General features: G+C 64.6%; 22 protein-coding genes and 2 tRNA genes. 6 read left to right on the plus strand and 18 right to left on the minus strand.

From position 1 onward, the window contains the following. Positions 1 to 13 precede the first annotated feature (13 nt). From EV147_RS08860 to EV147_RS08875, 4 genes are all read right to left on the minus strand, one after another. Positions 14 to 445, minus strand: a complete 432-nt coding sequence (locus EV147_RS08860; protein ID WP_130390714.1) for a hypothetical protein — start codon at positions 443 to 445, stop codon at positions 14 to 16. Beyond that, positions 442 to 801, minus strand: coding sequence for a DUF6461 domain-containing protein (locus tag EV147_RS08865; RefSeq protein ID WP_130390715.1), 360 nt, complete (start codon positions 799 to 801; stop codon positions 442 to 444). The genes EV147_RS08860 and EV147_RS08865 overlap by 4 nt, the downstream gene beginning before the upstream one ends. 133 nt (positions 802 to 934) lie before the next feature. Further along, positions 935 to 1,369 (minus strand): response regulator, encoded by a 435-nt coding sequence (locus tag EV147_RS08870; RefSeq protein WP_198680191.1) that lies wholly within the window; start codon positions 1,367 to 1,369, stop codon positions 935 to 937. 252 nt (positions 1,370 to 1,621) lie between these two features. Further along, positions 1,622 to 3,235, minus strand: a complete 1,614-nt coding sequence (locus EV147_RS08875) for a DUF342 domain-containing protein (RefSeq protein ID WP_130390716.1) — start codon at positions 3,233 to 3,235, stop codon at positions 1,622 to 1,624. 210 nt (positions 3,236 to 3,445) lie between these two features. Between EV147_RS08875 and EV147_RS08880 the strand changes: the two genes are divergently transcribed. Beyond that, entirely contained in the window at positions 3,446 to 4,285 is an 840-nt protein-coding gene (locus EV147_RS08880; RefSeq protein ID WP_130390717.1) for a class I SAM-dependent methyltransferase, read from the plus strand. Between the two features lie 18 nt (positions 4,286 to 4,303). Here EV147_RS08880 and EV147_RS08885 read toward each other — a convergent pair whose 3' ends face one another. The 3 genes from EV147_RS08885 to EV147_RS08895 are packed head-to-tail and all read right to left on the minus strand — an operon-like array spanning position 4,304 to position 6,868. Then, complete coding sequence (locus EV147_RS08885; protein ID WP_130390718.1) at positions 4,304 to 4,876, minus strand: DUF1415 domain-containing protein; 573 nt, start codon at positions 4,874 to 4,876, stop codon at positions 4,304 to 4,306. A 5-nt stretch (positions 4,877 to 4,881) separates the two neighbouring features. Further along, a complete protein-coding gene (locus EV147_RS08890; RefSeq protein ID WP_130390719.1) occupies positions 4,882 to 6,504 on the minus strand; it encodes an NAD(P)/FAD-dependent oxidoreductase in 1,623 nt (540 codons plus the stop codon). Next, on the minus strand, positions 6,488 to 6,868 hold the full coding sequence (locus EV147_RS08895) for a hypothetical protein (protein ID WP_130390720.1): 381 nt from the start codon (positions 6,866 to 6,868) through the stop codon (positions 6,488 to 6,490). Before EV147_RS08895 ends, EV147_RS08890 begins: the two co-directional genes overlap by 17 nt. 175 nt (positions 6,869 to 7,043) lie before the next feature. Here EV147_RS08895 and EV147_RS08900 point away from each other — a divergent pair, with 175 nt between their 5' ends. Both EV147_RS08900 and EV147_RS08905 read left to right on the plus strand, forming a co-directional pair. Further along, entirely contained in the window at positions 7,044 to 8,501 is a 1,458-nt protein-coding gene (locus EV147_RS08900) for an aminotransferase-like domain-containing protein (protein ID WP_130390721.1), read from the plus strand. Between the two features lie 104 nt (positions 8,502 to 8,605). After that, the gene (locus tag EV147_RS08905) at positions 8,606 to 10,090 is read left to right on the plus strand and encodes a sensor domain-containing diguanylate cyclase (RefSeq protein WP_235844633.1); all 1,485 of its coding nucleotides are present in this window, start codon (positions 8,606 to 8,608) and stop codon (positions 10,088 to 10,090) included. Between the two features lie 72 nt (positions 10,091 to 10,162). Here EV147_RS08905 and EV147_RS08910 read toward each other — a convergent pair whose 3' ends face one another. The 5 genes from EV147_RS08910 to EV147_RS08930 form a co-directional block, all read right to left on the minus strand. Next, entirely contained in the window at positions 10,163 to 10,594 is a 432-nt protein-coding gene (locus tag EV147_RS08910) for a hypothetical protein (protein ID WP_130390722.1), read from the minus strand. Next, positions 10,591 to 13,089: a lysozyme family protein gene (locus EV147_RS08915; protein ID WP_235844634.1), complete on the minus strand. Its 2,499-nt coding sequence runs from the start codon at positions 13,087 to 13,089 to the stop codon at positions 10,591 to 10,593. The genes EV147_RS08910 and EV147_RS08915 overlap by 4 nt, the downstream gene beginning before the upstream one ends. Positions 13,090 to 13,155: 66 nt before the next feature. Continuing rightward, on the minus strand, positions 13,156 to 14,058 hold the full coding sequence (gene lpxO / locus EV147_RS08920; RefSeq protein ID WP_130390723.1) for a lipid A hydroxylase LpxO: 903 nt from the start codon (positions 14,056 to 14,058) through the stop codon (positions 13,156 to 13,158). Positions 14,059 to 14,179: 121 nt separating this feature from the next. Beyond that, entirely contained in the window at positions 14,180 to 14,491 is a 312-nt protein-coding gene (locus EV147_RS08925; protein WP_130390724.1) for a hypothetical protein, read from the minus strand. 24 nt (positions 14,492 to 14,515) lie between these two features. Continuing rightward, positions 14,516 to 15,934 (minus strand): DUF2252 domain-containing protein, encoded by a 1,419-nt coding sequence (locus EV147_RS08930; RefSeq protein WP_130390725.1) that lies wholly within the window; start codon positions 15,932 to 15,934, stop codon positions 14,516 to 14,518. 239 nt (positions 15,935 to 16,173) lie between these two features. On the opposite strand from EV147_RS08930, the gene EV147_RS08935 reads away from it, so the two are divergent. Then, a complete protein-coding gene (locus tag EV147_RS08935) occupies positions 16,174 to 16,461 on the plus strand; it encodes a hypothetical protein (RefSeq protein ID WP_130390726.1) in 288 nt (95 codons plus the stop codon). Positions 16,462 to 16,502: 41 nt separating this feature from the next. Next, a complete protein-coding gene (locus EV147_RS08940) occupies positions 16,503 to 16,766 on the plus strand; it encodes a hypothetical protein (RefSeq protein WP_130390727.1) in 264 nt (87 codons plus the stop codon). A gap of 122 nt (positions 16,767 to 16,888) precedes the next feature. Here EV147_RS08940 and EV147_RS08945 read toward each other — a convergent pair. The 4 genes from EV147_RS08945 to EV147_RS08960 all read right to left on the minus strand — a co-directional run bounded on the left by EV147_RS08945 (position 16,889) and on the right by EV147_RS08960 (position 18,060). Continuing rightward, positions 16,889 to 16,965 (minus strand) — tRNA-Met (locus EV147_RS08945). Positions 16,966 to 17,103: 138 nt separating this feature from the next. Then, positions 17,104 to 17,346: a hypothetical protein gene (locus EV147_RS08950; RefSeq protein ID WP_130390728.1), complete on the minus strand. Its 243-nt coding sequence runs from the start codon at positions 17,344 to 17,346 to the stop codon at positions 17,104 to 17,106. A gap of 162 nt (positions 17,347 to 17,508) precedes the next feature. Then, a complete protein-coding gene (locus EV147_RS08955; RefSeq protein ID WP_130390729.1) occupies positions 17,509 to 17,787 on the minus strand; it encodes a hypothetical protein in 279 nt (92 codons plus the stop codon). Positions 17,788 to 17,983: 196 nt separating this feature from the next. Beyond that, positions 17,984 to 18,060 (minus strand) — tRNA-Arg (locus tag EV147_RS08960). A 125-nt stretch (positions 18,061 to 18,185) separates the two neighbouring features. Between EV147_RS08960 and greB the strand changes: the two genes are divergently transcribed. After that, positions 18,186 to 18,752 carry a transcription elongation factor GreB gene (gene greB, locus EV147_RS08965; RefSeq protein WP_130390730.1) on the plus strand — a complete coding sequence of 189 codons (567 nt, stop codon included), beginning with the start codon at positions 18,186 to 18,188 and terminating at the stop codon, positions 18,750 to 18,752. A gap of 6 nt (positions 18,753 to 18,758) precedes the next feature. On the opposite strand, the gene EV147_RS08970 is transcribed toward greB, so the two are convergent. Continuing rightward, positions 18,759 to 21,179 (minus strand): RelA/SpoT family protein, encoded by a 2,421-nt coding sequence (locus EV147_RS08970; protein WP_130390731.1) that lies wholly within the window; start codon positions 21,177 to 21,179, stop codon positions 18,759 to 18,761. A gap of 331 nt (positions 21,180 to 21,510) precedes the next feature. Next, the gene (rpoZ, locus tag EV147_RS08975; RefSeq protein WP_006578656.1) at positions 21,511 to 21,714 is read right to left on the minus strand and encodes a DNA-directed RNA polymerase subunit omega; all 204 of its coding nucleotides are present in this window, start codon (positions 21,712 to 21,714) and stop codon (positions 21,511 to 21,513) included. Positions 21,715 to 21,771 lie beyond the last annotated feature (57 nt).

The following is a 21,771-nucleotide window of genomic DNA, read 5'->3' on the forward strand; positions in this document are numbered from 1 at the left end:
CGTCAGTCCGGCGCTACGTCGCAAGGGCGTCCGGCATCGCATCCCCCATGTCGTCCAGTTGCTCCTGGCACCGGATCACGATGCGGGCATTGTTCGCCAGCGCCCTGCGCATCTGCGCCCGGTCGATTTCGCCACCGATCCGGTAGTCGGCCTGCAGGCGCAGCACCCTGCCCCGGTTCAGCATGCGCGCCAGCGCGATGGATCGCCCGTAGAGCGGATGGCCGCACCGGATGCCCGGGTGGTAGAGCTGGCTGACCAGCGTCTCATGGCGATCACCCCGGCCATTGGCGCGCCCCGGCACCGGCAGCGCACGGTGCCAGGCGTGGGCCGCGTGGTAGGCAGCGTAGTAGCTGCGGCTGATTGCCGAACGGAAGTTGGCTTCCCCGTGCGCGGCCTCGGCGATGACCGTCGCGCAGCGGAGGATTTCGAGCGCGCCGACGCTCATGGCTCGAATACCACGTCGAGCCGGGCCGACGGCACCAGGCCACGGGCGACCTGCACCGCGGTCAGGCCCTCGTTGAGCGCGAAGATATCGGCCTTCTCGCCCACGCGTACCACGTATTGGACATGCTCGTCACTGGCCTCGAAGCCGGCGCGCTCGCGCACCACGACGCATTGGTCCAGCGCGATGCCGTGGCGCTGGAGCAGCGTCGCCGCCGCGGCAAGATGCGCGGCCTCGTCGTCCGGGCCGCCCGTCCCGCCGCCCAGCGCAACGCCGCTGACCACGGCGCGGACCGCCCTGCCCGCGGCGAACGGGTCCGGCATGGCCGCCGGCATACGGTTCAACGTCATTTCCATCATCGATCTTCTCCTTGTCAGTCAGGTTATCCAGGACGGATGCGGAGAATTCTAGGCAGGAAACAAGCGGGAAAACCGGGGGTGCCGGCAAATCAGATTCGTCTCATATCGAGCCAATGAGACACGCGCGCCCCCCCTACGACATCGCGCGCGGCGACAGGTAGACCGGCCGCCAGCCATTGACCACGCCGGCCTGCAGCGGCACGAATCCCTCGCAGCCCATCATCTGCAGCACCGACGCCTCGATGCGCTCGATCGACGCGGTCTTGGGCAGTTGCTCCACCACGCCGCAGGCGTCCGGCGCCGCCGGCACGCGCGCCCACATGTTGTCGGTCAGCAGCAGGATGCGGGCATTGGGCAGCGCCTGGTGCAGCCGGCGCAGCAGGTACCAGTTGTCGGCGCTGTCGTCCGACATGCCGTAGACCACCGGCACCAGTTCTGCACTGCGTTCCAGCGAGACGATGGCGGCCGGTTCCAGCGCGCGGACCGGGCCGACGCCCGGAATCCGTTCCATCATGCGCTGCATGCCCAGGCGGATCAGCGGCTGGCTTTCGATCACGAGTGCGGTCATGGCAAGTCTCCCCGTATGGATGTAGTGGCGGAGATTCTGCAAACGCCATGCCAGCCAGCACGGCCGTCTCCAGGATCGATCCCGGGAGCCCGTCCGCCACCCGCCAGCCTTTGTCCACGCTGGCTTCGCGGGTTGCAGGGGTGGGCCGCTGGCTGTGCGGCGGCCATGACGCCGCGCGTCACCCCCGACGTTACGCGTGACGTAACGTGGCAGTCTCCCGGCGTAACACCACCCCGGCGCAGCGGGCGCCGCTCAGTTGACCGTGATGCGGTCTTCCACCACCCGCACCTGCCCGCCGGACTTGTCCTCCATGACCTTGAGCACCTTGTGTCCCACCTGCAGCGTGACGCCACCGTGGATACGCCGGCTGGCGGCGATCACCGCATCGTCGGACGGCTTGATCTGCTCGGTGAGCCGGGCAATCTCGGCATCAAGCTCGAACAGCTCGCGGTTGATCTTGTACATCGTGGCGCGCGCTTTCTCGCGGACATCGCCCTGCGCCCGCTCGGGATGCTTGGCGAAGAACGCCACCAGTTGCTGCAGCTTGGCCTGATCGTCGAGCACCTGCCGCCGCCGCGCCTCGACCTCGGCCTTCTGTTCGTCGGCAAACGGGTTCAGGCCCACCTGCACGGCGGTGGCGCTGCCCGCCGGGGCGCCGAGGATGGCGGCGCTCACGGCCTGCAGGGCGCGCGTGCGGCCGCCGCTGATGCTGCCCTGCCCGGTGGGCGTGCCCACGGCCACGCGTTCGCCGGCCGAGACATCGCTCTGGCGGATGCCGCTCTCGACGATCACCTCGGTGGCCGCCTCCACGATCGCGTTCTGGATGAAGCGGGCATGCACCGCGCCCTTGCTGCGCACGCTGGCGATCTCGTTCGGCGCGCCGCCATGGGCGCCTTCGGCCTTGCCGATGATGCCGCCCTTGACGATCACGTCGCCGCCCGCTTCCACGTGCGCCGCCTCGATCGTGCCCTGCACCACCACGTCGCCGGTCACCCGCACCGACATCCCGCTGCGGATGTCGCCCGACACCCGCAGCGAGCCGTCGAACGTGACGTTGCCCGAGTGCAGGTCCACGGCATCCACGTCCACCACCGGGCTGACGATCACGCCATTGGGCAGCACGCGCGGCGAGCCGGCGATCACCGCCAGCAGCAGGTTCGGGTCATTGGGATCAGGTGCCACGCCGCTCATGTCGGCCGCGAACGGGGTGTCCACCACCACGTCGGCCGGAATCGGCTTGCCGAGCACGTCCATGCCGTCCTTGCCCGGACGGGCCGGCGTGCGGCGCATCAGGGCGGTGCCGGGGTTCACCAGCAGCAGGCTGCCGAGGTCGCGCAAGTCCACGCGGTCGTCCTCGTTTTTCACCTGGGCGGGCCGGGGCTGCTGCACGAGGCTGTCGAAACGCGCCGTCTCGCCCTGCACCGGCGCCACGCCGCGCGCGATCTCGCGCCCTTCGCAGCTTCCGGCTTCGAGCGCCACGCCGATGGCGGCCGAATCGAGCAGCGCCACGACCTTCATCGACGCCGCCGCCGCCGCGATATCCTCCCCGGCGATTGGCCGGCCGCCCTCGGGCGGCATCAGCGTCAGCAGAAGCTGCAGTTTGTCGGCGGTGATTTCGAGTTCGAACGCGCCGTCGAGCACGCTGCCGATGACGGCATCGATCTCACGGTCGGTCAGCTGGCATTGCGTCAGGAAGCCGGTCACGGCGGCCTGGTCGAGGCGCGCGCGCGCCCAGCCGTGTTCCGCCAGCCCGGCGTCCAGCGCCGCCCGGTCAGGCGGCAGGCGCCCCGGCTCGGGCGCAAAGCATGCTCTTACCAGATCGCCAGGCTGGCTAAGTTCCAGGCGCAATCCCATGTCGGCTGTCATGGCTCCCCACTTTCTCGTTCTGGGTGGCGACAGCCGGCCCGGAGCCGATGCCCCGATAGGTTTTCCGCAAAACCCGCCGCAACCGCGCCAACTCTGCTTGTCGTGATCCCAGGATCAACGGCAGAAAGCCAAGTGAACTTTAGCCCACAAAAGTGGGGGCGCCGGGATTTCGGTAAACTGTCGGCCTTTCCAGCATCACCCCCCACCCAGATGTCCAGCCAGAACGAAGTCCGCCCGGGTCAGTCCATCGAGCTGCTCAAGGAACTCCATATCCTGACGCGCGACGGCAAGATGAACCAGGACAGCCGCCGCAAGCTCAAGCAGGTCTACCACCTGTTCCAGTTCATCGAGCCGCTGCTGCGCGAAGTCAAGGATGCACGCGGCGCCGTCTCGCTGGTGGATCACGGCGCCGGCAAGTCATACCTCGGCTTCATCCTCTACGACCTGTTCTTCAAGGACCTGAAGGACGATTCCCATATCTACGGGATCGAGACGCGCGAGGAACTGGTCGCCAGTTCCGAGGATTTGGCGAAACGACTAGGTTTTCCGGGGATGTCCTTCCTGAACCTGTCGGTGGCGGACTCGATCACGTCGCCCAAGCTGCCCGAGACCGTCGACGTGGTCACGGCGCTGCACGCGTGCAACACGGCCACCGACGACGCCATCCGCTTCGCGCTGGCCAAGCATGCGCAGCACATCGTGCTGGTGCCGTGCTGCCAGGCCGAGGTGGCGTCGGTGCTGCGCAAGCACAAGGGCCGCATGCTGGCCGGCAATCCGATGACCGAGATCTGGCGCCACCCGCTGCACACGCGCGAGTTCGGCAGCCAGCTGACCAACGTGCTGCGCTGCCTGCAACTGGAGGCGCACGGCTACCAGGTCAGCGTGACCGAACTGGTGGGCTGGGAGCACTCGATGAAGAACGAGCTGATCGTGGCGCAGTACAAGGACCTGCCGCGCCGCCGGCCCGCCGAGCGGCTGCAGCAGGTGCTGGAATCGGTCGGCCTCGACGAACTGCGCGAGCGGTTCTTTACCGAAGCCGCCGCAGCCTAGCCCCGCCGCCGGAGCCGGTCAGAGATCGCTCTTGCCGGCCATCCATTCGAGCCAGCCGGCGTGTCCCAGCCGGCGCAGCGTCTCCATGTTCCGCTCGTAGATATCTTCCGCCTCCGGGAACGCGTCGGCCGCCCGGGCAATGCTGTCCTCGCGCAGCAGATGGAAGATCGGATACGGCGCGCGGTTCGTGTAGTTTTCGATATCGTCGGGTGCCGTGCCCTCGAACTGGTACTGCGGATGAAAGCTGGCGATCTGCAGCGTGCCGTCCAGCCGCAGGCTCTGCAGCAACTGGTCGGCGACGTAGAGGAAATCGTTGTAGGCCAGGAAATCGCCCAGCGCGTACGGCACGATCAGCAGCGTGGTGTCCACCTGCTCCGGATCGGCCTCGGCCAGGCTGCGCAGTTCGCGGTCCAGCTCGTCAAACAGCGCCGCATCGTCCGTGGCGTCGCTGACCACGTAGCGAACCTGCCCCTTCACATGCACGCTCTTGGCAAACGGGCACAGGTTCAGGCCGATCACGGCACGCGTGAGCCAGTGGCGCACCTCGCCCGCGATGCGGTCACGTTCGGCGCCTGCACTGACCTCGGTCATGGCCGTCACTGCCCGTTCGTGATATGCAGCGCCACGGCTTCGGCCACCTCGATGCCGTCGATGGCTGCCGAGTAGATGCCGCCCGCGTAGCCCGCGCCCTCGCCCGCCGGATACAGGCCGCGCACGTTGATGCTCTGGCAGTCGTCCCGGTTGCGGCGGATGCGCAGCGGCGACGACGTGCGCGTCTCCACGCCCGTCAGCACCGCGTCGTGCATGGCAAAGCCGGCAATCTTCTTGTCGAGTTCGGGCAGCGCCTCGCGGATGGCGTCGATCACGTAGTCCGGCAGCGACGTGCTGAGATCGGTCGGCGTGACGCCCGGCTTGTACGACGGCTCCACCGAGCCAAGCGCGGTCGAGGCCCGCCCGGCAATGAAATCGCCCACCAGTTGCCCCGGCGCACGGTAGTCGCTACCGCCCAGTTCGAACGCGCGCTCTTCCCACTTTCGCTGGAATGCGATGCCGGCCAGCGGGCCGCCGGGAAAATCCTCGTCCGGCGTGATGCCGACCACGATCCCGGCATTGGCATTGCGCTCGGCGCGGTAGTACTGGCTCATGCCGTTGGTCACCAGCCGGCCCGGTTCGGACGCCGCCGCCACCACCGTGCCGCCCGGGCACATGCAGAAGCTGTAGACCGCCCGGCCGTTGCTGGCGTGGTGCACCACCTTGTAGTCGGCCGCGCCCAGCAGCTTGTTGCCGGCGAACTTGCCGAAGCGGCTGCGGTTGATCAGCCCCTGCGGATGCTCGATCCGGAATCCCAGCGAGAACGGCTTGGCTTCCATGAACACGCCGCGGTCGTGCAGCATGTGGAAGGTGTCGCGCGCACTGTGGCCCACGGCCAGGATCACGTGGTCACAGGCCAGGTAGTCGCCATTCGAGAGCTTCAGGCCGCGCACGTGGCCGTTGTCGATGTCGATATCGTCCACGCGCGTCTCGAAACGGATCTCGGCGCCCAGTTCCAGCATCTCCGCGCGCATCTTCTCGACCATGCTGACCAGCCGGAACGTGCCGATGTGCGGACGTGCCTTGTAGAGGATGTCCTCGGGCGCGCCGGCGCGCACGAACTCTTCGAGCACCTTGCGGCCGTAGTGCTTGGGGTCCTTGATCTGGCTGTACAGCTTGCCGTCCGAGAACGTGCCCGCGCCGCCCTCGCCGAACTGCACGTTCGACTCCGGGTTCAGCACGTTCTTGCGCCACAGCCCGAACGTGTCCTTGGTGCGCTCGCGCACTTCCTTGCCGCGCTCCAGGATGATCGGGCGGAAGCCCATCTGGGCCAGGATCAGCCCGGCCAGCAGCCCGCACGGCCCCAGGCCGATCACCACGGGCCGCAGCTTCGGACCACCTTCCGGTGCCCTGGCCACGAAGTGGTACGCCATGTCCGGCGTCACGCTCCAGTTCGGCTTGCGCTGCATGCGCTTGATTGCCGCGGCCTCGTCGGTGACCTCGATGTCGATGATGTAGGTCAGCTTGATGTCGTCGCGCTTGCGGGCATCGTGCGCGCGGCGGAAGACGGTGAACTTGACGAGGCCGTCGCCCTTGACGCCGATCTGGGCCAGATGGCTGCGCACGGCAGCCTCCAGGTCGCTCTCGGCATGGTCGAGCGGGAGTTTGACTTCACTGAGACGTAGCATGGGGTACCGATGGTTCTGCGGCCTTGTCGTCTGGTGGCCGGGCGTATCCCGGCAGGAGGCCAGAACGGCCGAGCCGGGATTTTATCAGCCGCCACAGGCTCGGGCGCGGCGCCGGCCACAGGATTCTCAGTTGTGCCGGCGAATCGGCGACGATCCGGTGCCATCCTGCCTGATCGATCACTTCCAGACCCTCGCCCTGCGGACGCTGCCATGCCATGACCGGCTGCTCGGCCAGCCAGCGATGGCGACCCACTGCCACCCGCCCCGCCTGCACGTGCACGGCGGCACCTTCCGGCAGGTGGATCATCAGGCACTGGCCCGCCGCAAGGCGGACCGTATCGACACGAATCTGGGGGGCTGGCATGACAGGTCTCCTGGCGAAAATACGAGCCTCCAGCCTATCGGCCGGCCCCCGCGGGCAACAGGCACAAGGGCTTGCCACGACAACCGGAACAGATTCGATCCCCCCGCCCTGTTACGATACAGCGACCGCAAATCTGTATCTGTTCCGGACGTCGCGCCCGCGCGATGATGTCGCCATGTCAGTCGCCTCCAACGCCCTCCGCGCCGCCGCCGGCCCGCTCTACCAGCAACTGGCGGGGCACTACCGCCAGGCCATCTCGGCCGGCACGCTGACGCCGGGCGACCGCATGCCCTCGGTACGCGCGTTGATGGGCCTGCACGATGTCAGCCTGTCCACCGCGCTCCAGGCCTGCCGCGAACTGGAGGCCGCCGGGCTGCTCGAAGCACGCCCCCGCTCGGGCTACTTCGTTTGCGCGCCCCGCCGCCCGGCACTGGCCCCAATCGAGGAACCCGCGCACGGCCTTCCGGACCCGGCCCAGTATGTGGGCATTCACCAACGTATTTCGGCGATCCTGGCACGCAGCCGCCATCACCGCGTCAACCTCGGTGGCGCCTGCGGCGCCCCGGAGCTGTATCCGGCAGACGACCTGCGCAATGCGGCCATCCGCGCGCTGCGCAGGCAGCCCGATCTGTTCGGCAGTTCCGTCGATGCCGACGGCCACCCCGCATTCCGCGCCGCGCTGGCCCGGCATGCGCTGCGCCACCGGATCACCGTGGCGCCCGAGGACATCGTGGTCACGCACGGCGCCACCGAGGCGCTGACGCTCGCGCTGCGCGCCGTGGCGGTGCCCGGCGACGTGATTGCAGTGGAATCTCCCACTTACTACGGGCTGTTGCAGATCCTGGAAAGCCTGGGCATGCGGGCACTGGAAATCCCGTGCAGTCCGCAGACCGGCATCTCGCTGGAGGCGCTGGAACTGGCCGCCCAGACCTACGACAACATCAAGGCCGTCTGCGTGGTGCCCAACCTGCAGAATCCGCTCGGCTGCGTGATGCCCGACGCCCACAAGCAGCGCCTGGTGGCGTGGTGCGCGGCGCGCGGCATTGCCATGATCGAGGACGACTGCTGCTCGGCCACCTTCGACGACGACACGCCGCTGACGGCGGCCAAGTCCTGGGATACCACCGGCACGGTGATCCATTGCGCCTCTCTGCACAAGATCCTGGCGCCCGGCATGCGGCTTGGCTGGATCACGGCCGGCAAATGGCAGGCGCGCGTGGAGATGCTGAAGTTCGGCCTGTCGCGCCCCAACGAGATGCTGACCCAGATCGCGGTGGCCGAGTACATGGGCACCGGCGCGTTCGAACGCCATCTGCGCCGGCTGCGCACCCAACTGCGTGTGCAGCGGGAGTGGGTGGCGCAGAAGGTGGCGGCCACCTTCCCGGCCGGCACGCGGCTGACGCTGCCGCGCGGCGGGTTGCACCTCTGGGTCGAAATGCCGGCAGGCGTCGCGTCCGAGACGCTGTTCGAGCACGTGCTGCGCGACGGCATCCGCGTGATGCCCGGTGCGATGTTCTCGAACTCGAACCGTTTCAATCACTACCTGCGGCTGAACTGCGGCAACCTGCGCACGCCCGAACTGGAAGCCGCGCTCGACACCGTGTCGGCCGCCGCGCGCCGCCTGGCGGGCTGACCGGCGTGGCGCGCACGCCAAAGCGCGCCGCTCCGCCGCAAGATTTCTCCCCTAATCGACGTCCGCTCGCCTATCCTAGGCGCGGTATGCCATCCGTCACAACAATGGAGAAGAAATTGGGGCACGCACCGGCCACTGCACGGCTCGACAATGACTACCAGACGCTCTTCCAGCTGGCGCCCGTCTCGCTCTGGCTCGAAGATTTCAGCGCCGTGCGGCGCGAGTTCGAGCAATTGCGCGCCGATGGCGTGACCGACCTGCGAAGCTACCTGCGCGAGCATCCCGCCGAAGTGGCCCGCTGCTCGGCGCTGATCCGCGTGCTGGACGTCAACCGCCGCACGCTCGACCTGTTCCACGCGCGCGACCTCGCCGACCTCGTCGACAACCTCGACGCCGTGTTCCGCGACGACATGTTCGACCAGCACGTGGAGGAACTGGCCCAGCTCTGGGACGGTGGCCAGCATTTCGAAAGCCAGACCGTCAACTACACGCTCGACGGCGACCGCCTCGACATCCGCCTCGAAGCCAACGTCATGCCCGGCCACGAGCACGACTGGTCACGCGTGCTGCTATCGATCGAGGACATCACGGCCCGCGTGCGCTCCGAGCGCGAGCTGCGCCGCAGCCAGCAGTACGCACGCGGGCTGTTCGAGCACTCCCCGGTCTCGCTGTGGGTGGAAGACTTCAGCGCCGTGAAGATGCTGCTGGACGAAGTACGGGCCGCCGGCATCACCGATTTCCGCACCTTCCTGAACGTCCACCCCGATTTCGTCTCGCGCTGCATGCAGGAGATCCGCGTGCTCGACGTCAACCAGCAGACGCTGGCGATGTTCGGCGCGCCGAGCAAGGAAATCCTGCTGTCCCGCCTCGGCGACGTGTTCCGCGACGACATGCGCATCCACTTCGCCGAGCAGCTGATCGACCTCTGGCACGAAAAGCTCTGGCAGCAGCGCGAGGTCATCAACTACGCGCTCGACGGCCGCCCCGTCGACGTCTTCATGCAGTGGTCCGTCTTCCCCGGCCGCGAGGCCGACTGGGATCAGGTACTGGTCTCGCTGACCGACATCACCGCCCGCAAGAAAGCCGAAGCCTATGTGGAGTTCCTGGGCAAGCACGACGTGCTGACCAAGCTCTACAACCGCGCCTACTACGAGGATGAACTGGCGCGCCTGGGGCGCAAGGGCCCATGGCCCGTAAGCGTGATCGCGGTAGACCTGAACGGCCTCAAGATCATCAACGACCAGTTCGGCCACAGCGACGGCGACGCCCTGCTGCGCCGCACCGGCGAAGTCCTCAAGAAAGCCGTCGGCGAACAGGCCTGCATTGCCCGCATCGGCGGCGACGAGTTCATGGTCCTGCTGGCCGGCCGCGACGAGCGCGGCGCCGCCACGGTGGTGGAGCAGATCGAGGAAGTGGTCGGCCTCAACAACCAGTTCTACCCGGGCGCCCGGCTGTCATTCTCGGTGGGCGCGGCAACCTGCACCCAGGGCGACCGGCTTACCGACACAGTGAAACTGGCAGACAGCCGGATGTACGAGGCGAAACGGGCGCACTACGAGGCGCTGGGGAATGAGAGGCGGCGGGAGTGAGGGGGATGGCTCGAGGCAGTGGGGTGGAAGGCAGAAGGATGCAGCGAACCGGCACGGCGTGCACGTAGAAGGCTAGTGCTTCTGAAAGGGGCACGTTGCATGTGCCGCAGGGTCGAAATTGGGGTCCATTGAAAAATGCGTAACCTTTCGGCTTCTGTAGTTCTTGTACGAAAAGTTGTAAATCATCGCCCCTTGACTCGTCATCGTGTATTCACCGGTAAATCGACCGCCCACAACCTCCCACCAGGTACGTGTCACTTCATATGGTCGGTCTGGATCCAATATTTCCACATGGCGGCTTTTCAGAATAAGTGGAATAACAGTGGATGCATTCTCATATTTCACTACCGCGCCAGACCATTCTATTTCCCGGTCATAGTAGCTACGGAATTCCAGCCCCTTTGCTTCACCACCCGAAATAAAACAGTATGCATCCGCGACAAAGCCCAACGCGGAACTAGGGAGCGCAAACAGGAACAAAATCGGCCAGTATTTCATTTTCATTCGGGCAACTGTTTCTCAAGCGACACCTTGATGCGGTGCGTGGTGAGGTGATGCTTTTTCTTGACGCGCCCTGCCGCCGATTCTGGCACTGCAAGGGACTCAACCGGCTCTGGGTCGGAGTTCCGTCTCCATTGGAACGACATATCGAATGTCCTTTCGAACATTTCATCCAGAAGGATATTTCGGAGATAAACGACCGATTGCAAGCGGAGATCGAGACCGTTCAAATTCTGAATCGCGACATAGCCGTTAACATCTTTACTAGCCATTATTGCATGACTCTGATTAACTCCCGCGTCCAAGTGGCGTAGCATATTACTACGCATTACGACGTAAAAACCCGCACTATCCGCGCAATTGTCGCGGTGCAGATTTCCCACATTGTTGGCGGCAATCAGCCTATCCGGATCCCATCCTAGGTCGGCAAACTTTCCCGGCACACTTAGATTTCGAGGAAAGGCACGAAAAACTCCATATTTCTGATAATTCTCAAGATGGGTAAGCTGAATCAGCCCACGACCGTAATAAGGTTTATACTTGGCATATTCCCCGTCGATTTCCCTGACTAAGCGCAGATTTCCAGTTTCTGGAATGACATGCGAGAGCCAGTGAAGAAGACGCCGCCTGCTGTCAGCGAGTCCGTACTTCCGTCCAGCACAATTGAAGGGCGTCTTCCACTCTTTGGATTTGCTGTGCGCAACGCTCCAACGCGTTACTTCCGGCTTGAAAAGCCGACCCTTTAATTTAAGCAACTTCCTCGGAAAACACTGCGCCAATTCCTCCGCGCTCAACCACCCACACCTCCTGAAATGCCGGATAAACGCCATCGGATGGAAGTACCAGAACTTCTTTCCCTCGCCGAGCGGCGTTTGGCCCATGAACTGGAATTTCCGGTTGAACCGCAGAAAGTTCTCGTAGCCGTCCGGATCGATATCCATGCGCCTGCCGAAAAACTCGCCCGGTTCCTTGAGCCGTTGGTAGCGCGCTTCGATATTGCTGGCGTCCCATTCGCTCGGGGCGTGGCAGATCAGGCCCCGCAGCTTCTGGCGGACCGCTTCGCTGCCTCGGATATAGGAAGTCACGAGCTTGTCGGGTTTGCAGTCCTCCTCCGTCTCGATATTCGGAAAGCGCCCCTGGTCTGCCTCGTTCAGCAAGCTCACGAGTTCGTCGTAGTCGCACAGGCCGTCATCGTCGAATGGCGTGTTGCCTTCGCAGACTTTCTGCCAGCCCATGAACGCCGGAAAATCGGCGTCTGAAAGCTTCTGGACCGTGTCCTGATTGATATCGATATAGCCCTGGCGCTCCGCTGTGAATGGCACGGCGACCCACGTCACCCGTTTGCCCGGCGCCAAAATCGGCGCGTCGCTCAAAATGCGTCCGAAGCGCAACATTTCATAGCCGTCGCTCGGGCAATCGGGATACAGCGTGGTGGCGCGGTCGTAAAGCTTGTATTCGTAGTCGGCGTAGCTGTCTCGAACGGGGCTTGGCGTCAACGGGATGATCTTGCCGTCCTTGCCGAGCCACGAGCGGGTATGACGCTGGCCCTTGAGGAAATACACCTCGACGTACAACGTGCTGGCATCGTCCAGCACGCCATCGCTGAGCGGTGGGAAATAGGCGCTGGTGGCACGCGTCAATCCAGGTGGCACGCTGGCGAACCGCTGTCCGCCCGGAATCACGAAATAGGTGTGCCCCCAATATTCCTTCGATGCGGGCGTGATGGGATTGGCCGCCGCGCGCGCGTCATTGCCTGGCCGCTCGAACCATGCCGAGAAATCCTCCTCGGTCATGAAAATCTCGAAATGAATCTGGCCCACCTGATGCATGCGGCCCGGATATCCCAGGAGATCCTTGCGATATACCTTGATGCCGGTTGGTGCCACGACGCCATCGGTGGGAAAACACAGCCAGCGCGGCAATTCGGAAGCCGAACCTGTTTCGGGCGGATTATTCACCTGCGCCCCGATGTTGAGGTACGAGGACAGGTCCAGCAAGTGCATGTACAGCGAATAAAACGTGATGGTCCGGCCTTCGTCCGTCTCGGTACGGTGCCGTAGCAGCACGAAGCCGATATTGGATCTCCGTGGACGGCCATTGCACAGGTCGTCTTCGCTCTGGTAGATCGGTTTCTGGGCGACGCGGTACGCCACCACCTCGCCGTCAGCGATGGCGCGCACCCCCTCGTTCTGTTTCCGGGGGCACAGATGCGTGCCGCAATGCCAGCGGCGATCGAGCGTAAGCGGAAAAACGCCATGTCCGATGGGCTCGTACCAGTCGACCCAATCGGCCATCGGATCGGTCGAGACGACCTCGGCGGGCGCTAGCGCGTCTTGCGGCAGGAACGGCGGGCTGATCAGCATGCGGTGGGTAGCAGGGCGGAGGACGCCATACCCTAGCCTTATGCCGATGCGCGCGGAATGCTGTCGCGACGTAACTTTGCTGAAGCGCAAACGCCGCTCATGCAGAGGAAAAATCCAGCGCGATACGATGGACACGGGGGTACCCACCCCAAACAAAAAAGCCGGCACACGGCCGGCTTTCCTGTGAACAAATCACACCGCTCAGAGAAAGATAATCAGCGCCACCCCGCCAACAATCAGGCCGAACTTCGTCACGTAGTACACGTTCTTGTTCCACAACTTGAAGCGGCGGCGGTATTGGCCACCCAGCCAGACGAAGCGGAACAGCTTGTTGATCATGCCGGTCTGGTCGTTCTCGTCGTTGGGCGAGCTGGCGGCCGTCATGACCTTGCGGCCCATCCAGTGGTTCACGGCGGCGGCCCAGCGATAGCGCATCGGACGCTCGATGTCGCAGAACAGGATCAGGCGGTCGGTCTCGCTGCGGTTTTCGGCCCAGTGCAGGTAGGTTTCGTCGAAGACCACGCCATGGCCATCGCGCCAGCTGTGGCGCTCGCCGTCCACCTCGATGAAGCAGCGGTCGTCGTTGGGCGTGGACAGGCCAAGGTGGTAACGCAGCGAACCGGCAAACGGGTCGCGGTGCGGATTCAGTTTGCCCCCCGGCGGCAGCTCGGCGAACATCGCCGCCTTGACGGTCGGCATGTCGCGCAGCAGCGCCACGGTGTTCGGGCACAGCACTTCGGCGGACGGGTGCTGCGCCTCGTACCATTTCAGGTAGAAACGCTTCCAGCCGTACTTGAAGAATGAATTGAAGCCGGCGTCGTCGTTCTTGTCGGCGGCCTTGATCTTGCGCATGGCGATCAGCGCCAGGCCCTCGTCACGAATCTGCGGCCAGGCGGCGCGCAGCTTCTCGAGGTCAGGAAAACGGTCGACCGGAATGTAGGGCGTGCGCGGGACGCCCGAAAACAGATACATGAAGCAATTGATCGGCGCGACCAATGCCGAATGGTCCAGCATCTGGCGCATGAACGGCAGCCTGACCTTGCCGCGGAAGTGCACATACAGGATGGCACTGAGATAGACCGCGACGATAATCCACTTGATCACCCGAATTCTCCAGGACAAACCCACCCGCCGGCTGGCCCGTTCGGGTGAAAACGCCGTATTTTAGCGAATTGGCGACCGTTTGGCAGCGAGTGACCAACTCATCACCCACTACAACCACGGCTCAGGGCTGGCCCCGCGACTGGCGAGCGATCCGGTCGATCAGTACCCGGGCATCCTCGGCCTTGCCCATCAACGTCAGCAGGCGGGCATTGAGCACGATGTTCTCCAGCACGAGCTTGGCGGTGGAGACCCAGAGCGTGGCCAGCAGCGCGTCCTGCGACATGCCCGACGATTCCAGTTCGACCGACCGCTCCGCGATCAGCTTGCAGGCCAGCGCGCGCAGCTTTACGTCGTCGAACGGCAGGTTCGCATAGTCGATCGGGTCGGCCTTCTCCACTTCTGTGATCAGTTGCAGCAGCATATCCTCGGTCATCTCGGGCTCCTGGAAGACAGCGGGTCAGACACGGAAATCGGCGGCCATATCGGCATCGGTGCGCGCCTCGAGGCGCCCCGACCGGCAGGCGGCGACGAATACCTCGTAATCACGCTCGACCTGGTCGGCGTAGGCAATGGAATAGGCCACCAGCGCATCGGCCATGCGGTCGCTGGTGCCAAGGTAGCCGCTGGCCTCGGCCGCCATGCCGCCGGCCTTGGCATGGGCGCGGGCCAGCACCCAGCCGCAGGTCCGGGCGTAGGCGGCCAGCACGTTCACATCCATCAGTTCCAGGTCGGCCGAGAATTTCATGTCGCGCAACTGGCGGATATAGAAGTGCCGACCCGACGGCCCCTTCGACCAGCCCAGGAACACGTCGCTGGCGGCCTGCATCAGCCGCTGGCCTTCCACCACCCGGCGCCCCTCGTGCGCCACGGCCGGCGACTTGAAGTAGCGCGCCACCACCGATTTCGTCGCCTCCTTGGCCTGGAGGAACAGCGGCTTGCCGTGCGAATCGATCATCAGCAGGATCAAACAGCGCGTGCCGACGCTGCCCACGCCCACCACCTTGAACGCGGTGTCGTGCAGCCTGAAGTGCGAGAGCAGTTGCTGGCGGTCCTGCGCCAGCGTGGCGGTGTAATCGCCAAAGCAGCGGTTCACGATGGCGGCGGGATCGTCGTAGGCAAGCCAGTCATCGTCGGGCTCGAACAGCGTCTGCTCGCCGCGCACGTGGAAGATGGCCGGCGGCGCGTCGAGCAGGCGCCAGCGGCCGTCCCGCCCCTCGCACACGCCGAGCTTGGGCAGCAGCGTTTCGTGCGTACGCTGCGCAGCGCGCTCCATGGCGCGCCGGACGCGTTTCTGGAGGTCGGCGTCTTCGGCGGTTTCCAGCAGACGGTCGAACGTGATGCGGTCGTACCAGGTCTCCAGGATGCTCATCTCGGCATACTCGGCCATGCGGTCACGGTAGCTCGTGACCACTTCGCGGACCATGCGTTCGTTCTCCACGGCGTCATGGCGCAGATGACGGCCCGCCACCACGAAACTTGCGCAAAGCCGCTTGAGGTCCCATTCCCACGGTCCGGGGCTGGTTTCGTCGAAATCATTCACGTCGAACAGCAGCGACCGCTCGGGCGTAGCAAATCCGCCAAAGTTGGACAGGTGGCAGTCGCCGCAGATCTGGTGGATCAGCCCGGAGCGCCGGGTACCGGCCAGGTCGTGCGCCTGGATGATGGCACTGCCGCGATAGAACGCGAACGGCGAGGCGACCATGCGCCCGTACCGGAGCGGAACCAGGCGCGGCACGCGGCCGGCACTGCTCTGTTCGAGCAGTGCGATCGGATCGCGATCGACGTGGCCGATCGCACCATGCGTGCTGCGCGGCACCATCTGCCGCAAAGCCTTGCCGCGTTCGCGCCGCGCCTGCAGTTCCGCCACGTTTTCCACGCCTGCCTCCCCGCTCGCCGAGCCACGGATCGATTGTGCAGCAAATGTAACCAAGCTAAGACAGCCGCGTCACATTGTCAATTTGGTCGGGCACACAAGGGAGCCGAGGAGCGCAGGTACCCCTCTGATCACATCCGAATGCGCCGCGAAAAATATCAGACGCTTCCCGACAAAAGCGTCACAACTAACCGTGTAAGCTGTGGTCTCAATTCGCAATGACAACGAGAAGAGCAGCATTCATGACCAAGGGATTTCTTGCTGCCATGCGTCAATACGTATGGTTCAGAGGGGTGAAGCATCATGTGGTGCAGGGCGTCGAAGCGCTCGCCGACCTGCTGAAGTCACCCTCCGTCGCGGCACGTGCCGTGGCAGCGATCGTGTCCGAGACCGAACACGGCGTACAAGTCTGGGTTTCCTATTTCGGCAAGCCGATGGACCCGCATACCAACTACGTGCTGTGGCCCAATCGCGCGCTCAAGCCGGCCCGCCGCCGCGTGGCCGCGCCCCCGCAGTTGCCGCGCAACTGAAGCGTCCGAACCAAAGCGTCCAAAACGAACTGGGAGCCTTCATGTCCGAGCCGCAACATGACGAAGCACTGGTCAACAATATCCTGGAACGCGTATCCGCGCTGTCGGTGAGCGCCTTCGATGGCGCCGACGTCAACCAGGAACTGACCCAGTTGATGCAGGAAGCCGCGCAGCAATGCGGCCAGGGCGGTAACGCGGCAGTGCTCGCGGCCCGGCTGAAGGATCGTGCGGAGGCGGCCGAACGCGAAGGCCAGCCCCAGGTGCGCGACACGTTCGCACGCGCAGCGTCGCTGTTGAAGGCGTAACGCGGCACAAAGCGCCAGACGACGAAACGTTTCGCGTCGAAGGGTCTTGCTGATTCGGAAAATTGGCCGGATGGCCGGAGACGACTACCGAGAACTTCTGGAGAGCCAGAACCGAAAGGTACTGGTTGCGGGGGCAGGATTTGAACCTGCGACCTTCGGGTTATGAGCCCGACGAGCTGCCAGACTGCTCCACCCCGCGTCTGAGAAGAGAGATTATGCAGCAGTGTGGCGCATCTGGCAAGTCTTGCATGCACCAAAATGGAAAAGGCCTCGGCATGACCGAGGCCTTTCTTTCGCTACGTCGCGGCATTTGGCTGCGCGACAACCTGTTGCCGCGTCACGCGCGGCGGCGCCGCTCCACATCTTCCGCTTCGAGCATCCTCACGGTGTCGCTGAGGTAGCGGTTCACATGCTCCAGCGCTTCGAGCTTGGTGTCGAACGGTTGCCGCGGAAACGGGTTGTGACGCGCCACCAGCACCGCGCTGTCCCGCCGCCGCATGATCTCGACCATGATTGCCCACTTCTCCTTCGGCATGGCAATCACTTCGTAGACGATCTTGAAGCCTTCGAACTCGGGCATCCGTACTCCTTTCTCTGCTGCTGGCGCGCACCACGGCGCGCCTCACTTGCAGACTAGGAGCGAAGGCCCAAAGCAAAAATGATCTCGATCAAATCGAGGGCAATGACCCGGGAACCGGCATGTTACGGGTCATTGCACGCATCGCAAGAAACTTAATCCGGCTCAGCGTACCGGGCCAAGCAGCTTGTCGATCAGGGCATAGCCCGCGTTGAATGCGGCCTCTTCCGCCGCATGGCGCGAGGCGAATACGTGGGTGCCGCTCGACAGCACTTCGGTGTCGCCGGCATCGGCGGGATCCATGCCCTCCTGCGCGACCCGTACCTCGTAGCCCCAGGTCTGCGTATCGCCGACACTGCCGGCCACGGCGTCACGCTGCGACGTCACCAGTATGTACACGTCCATGCCGCGATGCTGTTCCACACGCCAGTCGTCCTGTTGCATGCGCCCTCCTCGGTTGGCATTGAAGATAAGGATTCGAGCGGCGCAACGCGCGCGCGTTCCCCGGCCCATGCCATCAAGCATAGACGCGATGTGAAACAAGCGAGGCAAGGGACGGGGAGTGAGGGATTGGGTGACCGAGGGGTGCCGGAATGCAAAAAGGGCTTCCATTTCTGGAAGCCCTTCTCACGTATCGGGTTGGCGCGGCTGGCAGGATTCGAACCCACGACCCCTTGGTTCGTAGCCAAGTACTCTATCCAACTGAGCTACAGCCGCAACCGAGAAAAGAGATTATATAGAAGTTTTCAGTTTTGTGAACCCCCCTGCCCGCATTTTTTTACTGCAGGGGGTCCGTGGAACGCAACTTCCTATAATAAGAGCCCGATGAAGTGATCCGGACCATGAACAAGGCATTTGTCAAAGAGTCGTCGAACGATGACGACGACGATCTTCCCGAGGGCGCCACGCCGCTGCCCGCCGGCACCAAGAACTACATCACGGCCACCGGCTACCAGCGGCTGCGCGACGAACTGATGCACCTGATCGACGTGGATCGGCCCGATGTCGTGCAGATCGTCTCCTGGGCCGCCTCGAACGGCGACCGCTCCGAGAATGGCGACTACCTCTACGGCAAGAAGCGCCTGCGCGAGATCGATCGCCGCATCCGCTTCCTGACGCGCCGGCTGGACAAGGCCGAGGTGGTCGACCCCTCCCTGCAGGGCGATAACGACCAGATCTTCTTCGGCGCCACGGTCACCTACGCCAACCAGTCCGGCGAGGAGACCACGATTACGATCGTCGGCATGGACGAGGTCGACCTCGACAGCAACCACGTAAGCTGGATTTCGCCGATCGCCAAGGCGCTGATCAAGGCGCGCGAGGGCGACACCGTGCCGCTGCGCACGCCGGTCGGCGTCGAACAGATCGATATCCTGGAAGTGCGCTACCCGGCCAAGGGCAGCGCCTGAGAGGCGTCAGCCGTCGTTGCGGTCGCGGAAGATCCGGATCACGTCCGGATTGCGGCGCAGCGCGCGCATGACGTTGGCCAGGTGCAGGCGATTCTGTACCTGGATCACGAACTGCATGTAGGTGGCCTCCTGGTGGCCGCCCTGCTGCTGTTCCATGGCCACGTGCGCCACGTTGGCATCGGCGGCGGTCAGGTCGGCCGCCACGCGTGCCACGATGCCCTTGACGTTGTGGACCATGATCTTGATCGACACGTCGAACGCCCGCGTCGTCTTCTTGGCCCACATCACCTCGATCCAGTGTTCAGGGTCCTTGCTGTGCAGGCGCTTGGCCACCTTGCAATCCTGCACGTGGATCTGCAGCCCCTCGCCCTTGCCCAGGTAGCCCACGATCGAGTCGCCCGGGATCGGGCGGCAGCACGCCGAGAAGATCATCGACATGCCCTCGTCGCCGGTAATCGGCACGGCCGGGGCTTCCTCGCCGGCAAAGGTCTGCACGGCGGCCAGCAGCGCGCTGTCCACGTCGCCGGACAGCTCCTGCAGCAGGATTTCCATGCGGCGCGCCACCACGGCGGGCACGCGCCGGCCCAGCGCCAGGTCGGCGAAGATATCCTCGCGCGCCTTGTTGCCGGTCCACTGGATCATGCGCTCCCACACCGACTGCGGCACCGCCTTGAGTTCGATGCCGAGCTGGCGCGCGGACTGGTCCAGCAGCCGCTCGCCAAGCTGGATGGCCTCGTCGAGCTTGGTGGTCTTCAGGAAGTGGCGGATCGCCGCGCGGGCCTTGCCCGTGCGCACGAACGCCAGCCACGCCGGATTCGGCTTCGAGTACGGCGCCGTCACCACCTCGACGATATCGCCGCTCTTGAGTTCGGTGCGCAGCGGCAGCAGCTCGTTGTTGATCTTGACCGCCACGCACTGGTTGCCCAGGTCGCTGTGCACCGCGTAGGCGAAATCGAGTGCCGTGGCGCCGCGCGGCAGCGCGCGGATATGGCCCTTGGGCGTGAACACGTAGACGGCGTCCGGGAACAGGTCGATCTTGACGTGCTCCAGGAACTCCTGCGAATCGCCGGTCTGGCTTTGGATATCGAGCAGCGACTGCAGCCACTGGTGGGCCTGGTGCTGGATATCGTTGGCATGCTCGGCCTGGTGCTTGTACATCCAGTGCGCGGCCACGCCTGCCTCGGCAATCTGGTGCATGCCGCGCGTGCGGATCTGGAACTCCACCGGCGTACCGAACGGGCCCACCAGCGTCGTATGGAGCGACTGGTAGCCGTTGATCTTCGGAATGGCGATGTAGTCCTTGAACTTGCCCGGCATCGGTTTGTACAGGCCGTGCAGCGCGCCCATCGCCATGTAGCAGTGCATCTGCGTTTCCACGACCACGCGGAAGCCATACACGTCGAGTACCTGCGAGAACGACAACTGCTTGTCATGCATCTTGCGGTAGATGCTGTAGAGCGTTTTCTCGCGGCCCGACAGTTCCGCCACGATGCCGGCCTGGGCCAGCCCCGCCTGCGCGGCCTCCAGAATCCGCTTGACCACCTCGCGGCGGTTGCCGCGCGCGGCCTTGACGGCCTTCTCCAGCGTGGCATAGCGGAACGGCGAGCCGACCTTGAACGACAGCTCCTGCAGCTCGCGGTAAATCGTGTTGAGACCCAGCCGGTGCGCGATCGGCGCGTAGATCTCCATGGTTTCGAGCGCGATCCGGCGCCGCTTCTCGGGCGGCACGAAATCGAGCGTGCGCATGTTGTGCGTGCGGTCGGCCAGCTTGACCAGAATCACCCGCACGTCGCGCGCCATCGCCAGCAGCATCTTGCGGAAACTCTCCGCCTGCGCCTGCTCCCGGCTCTGGAATTCGAGCTTGTCCAGCTTGGTCAGGCCATCGACGAGTTCGGCGACCTTGGGGCCGAACTTCTCGGCCAGCTCGCTCTTCGTGATGCCCTGGTCTTCCATCACGTCATGGAGCAGCGCCGCCATGATCGACTGCACGTCCAGCTTCCAGTCCGCGCAGAGTTCAGCCACCGCCACCGGGTGCGTGATGTACGGCTCGCCGCTTTGCCGGTACTGACCGAGGTGGGCCTCGTCCGAGAACTGGAACGCCTCGCGCACCAGCGTCTGGTCGGCCGGCTTCAGGTAGGCCAGCTTCTCCATCAGCCGCGAGATCGAGATGACCTGCTGGCGCGGCGGCACCGCCGGCTGCGAGGTCGGCCCGAAGAAGTGCCGGTATGACTGCGCCAGCACTGCGTCGATGAAGAGATCCCCGCCCGGCGTGGCCGGCACGGTGCCCGCCACGGGCTCGGCAATCAGGTCGTTGGCCAGCGCGGCGCGCGATTTGCCCTGCTGGATCGGCGGGACGACGGCACGCTCGCCGACGACGTTGTCGCCAAGCGGATCGGGAAGATTGGGGGCACCAGTTCGGGCAGTCACGGATGAAGAATGTCCGGGGCGCTTACGTCCTGGAGAGCCGGAGACGGAAGACGGTGCGGGAGGAAGGACGGATGACACCGGAATGGCTTCCGGCAGTGGTGCACCGGGCGGCACGGGTGTGACCGGAACACCACCCGGCGATGACACCATGGTCCTTGCGGACCGCTTCGGCGCCGGCTGGCCGCGCGACTCGGCGCCGGATGAATCCGGCGGCGCGACGGCGGGTACGGTCGGCAACGAAGGCATGGCGGCGGCCCCTGGAATCCGGCTGGATGCGCAAAGGATTGCGTACCCATGCGAAGCAACGATGAACCACGGACCGCCCGGGCAATCAGGTCGGGACCTTCTTCAGCATCTCGATGCCGACCTGGCCCGAAGCGATTTCGCGCAGCGCCACGACCGTGGGCTTGTCCTTGGCCTCTACCTTGGGCGTATGGCCCTGCACGAGCTGACGTGCGCGGTAAGTCGCGGCCAGCGCGAGCTCAAAGCGGTTCGGAATGTGTTTCAGACAATCTTCGACGGTAATACGCGCCATATCAAATCCACCTTGGGATGAAACCTGTTCGACAGGCCGTTATTTTACAGCACGCGG

The sequence above is a fragment of the Cupriavidus agavae genome, from assembly GCF_004217045.1.
Classification (GTDB): domain Bacteria; phylum Pseudomonadota; class Gammaproteobacteria; order Burkholderiales; family Burkholderiaceae; genus Cupriavidus; species Cupriavidus agavae.

Excerpts from the sequence above, each read along its gene's own strand:
- EV147_RS08875 (WP_130390716.1), bottom strand. The coding sequence starts at position 3,235 with ATGACAGCCGACATGGGATTGCGCCTGGAACTTAGCCAGCCTGGCGAT.
- EV147_RS08885 (WP_130390718.1), bottom strand. The coding sequence starts at position 4,876 with ATGACCGAGGTCAGTGCAGGCGCCGAACGTGACCGCATCGCGGGCGAG.
- EV147_RS08940 (WP_130390727.1), top strand. The coding sequence starts at position 16,503 with ATGTCCGAGCCGCAACATGACGAAGCACTGGTCAACAATATCCTGGAA.
- EV147_RS08880 (WP_130390717.1), top strand. The coding sequence starts at position 3,446 with ATGTCCAGCCAGAACGAAGTCCGCCCGGGTCAGTCCATCGAGCTGCTC.
- EV147_RS08890 (WP_130390719.1), bottom strand. The coding sequence starts at position 6,504 with ATGCTACGTCTCAGTGAAGTCAAACTCCCGCTCGACCATGCCGAGAGC.
- EV147_RS08905 (WP_235844633.1), top strand. The coding sequence starts at position 8,606 with ATGGAGAAGAAATTGGGGCACGCACCGGCCACTGCACGGCTCGACAAT.
- EV147_RS08925 (WP_130390724.1), bottom strand. The coding sequence starts at position 14,491 with ATGACCGAGGATATGCTGCTGCAACTGATCACAGAAGTGGAGAAGGCC.
- EV147_RS08870 (WP_198680191.1), bottom strand. The coding sequence starts at position 1,369 with ATGACCGCACTCGTGATCGAAAGCCAGCCGCTGATCCGCCTGGGCATG.
- EV147_RS08950 (WP_130390728.1), bottom strand. The coding sequence starts at position 17,346 with ATGCCCGAGTTCGAAGGCTTCAAGATCGTCTACGAAGTGATTGCCATG.
- EV147_RS08860 (WP_130390714.1), bottom strand. The coding sequence starts at position 445 with ATGAGCGTCGGCGCGCTCGAAATCCTCCGCTGCGCGACGGTCATCGCC.
- EV147_RS08935 (WP_130390726.1), top strand. The coding sequence starts at position 16,174 with ATGACCAAGGGATTTCTTGCTGCCATGCGTCAATACGTATGGTTCAGA.
- EV147_RS08900 (WP_130390721.1), top strand. The coding sequence starts at position 7,044 with ATGTCAGTCGCCTCCAACGCCCTCCGCGCCGCCGCCGGCCCGCTCTAC.
- greB (WP_130390730.1), top strand. The coding sequence starts at position 18,186 with ATGAACAAGGCATTTGTCAAAGAGTCGTCGAACGATGACGACGACGAT.
- rpoZ (WP_006578656.1), bottom strand. The coding sequence starts at position 21,714 with ATGGCGCGTATTACCGTCGAAGATTGTCTGAAACACATTCCGAACCGC.
- EV147_RS08955 (WP_130390729.1), bottom strand. The coding sequence starts at position 17,787 with ATGCAACAGGACGACTGGCGTGTGGAACAGCATCGCGGCATGGACGTG.
- EV147_RS08895 (WP_130390720.1), bottom strand. The coding sequence starts at position 6,868 with ATGCCAGCCCCCCAGATTCGTGTCGATACGGTCCGCCTTGCGGCGGGC.
- EV147_RS08865 (WP_130390715.1), bottom strand. The coding sequence starts at position 801 with ATGATGGAAATGACGTTGAACCGTATGCCGGCGGCCATGCCGGACCCG.
- EV147_RS08910 (WP_130390722.1), bottom strand. The coding sequence starts at position 10,594 with ATGAAAATGAAATACTGGCCGATTTTGTTCCTGTTTGCGCTCCCTAGT.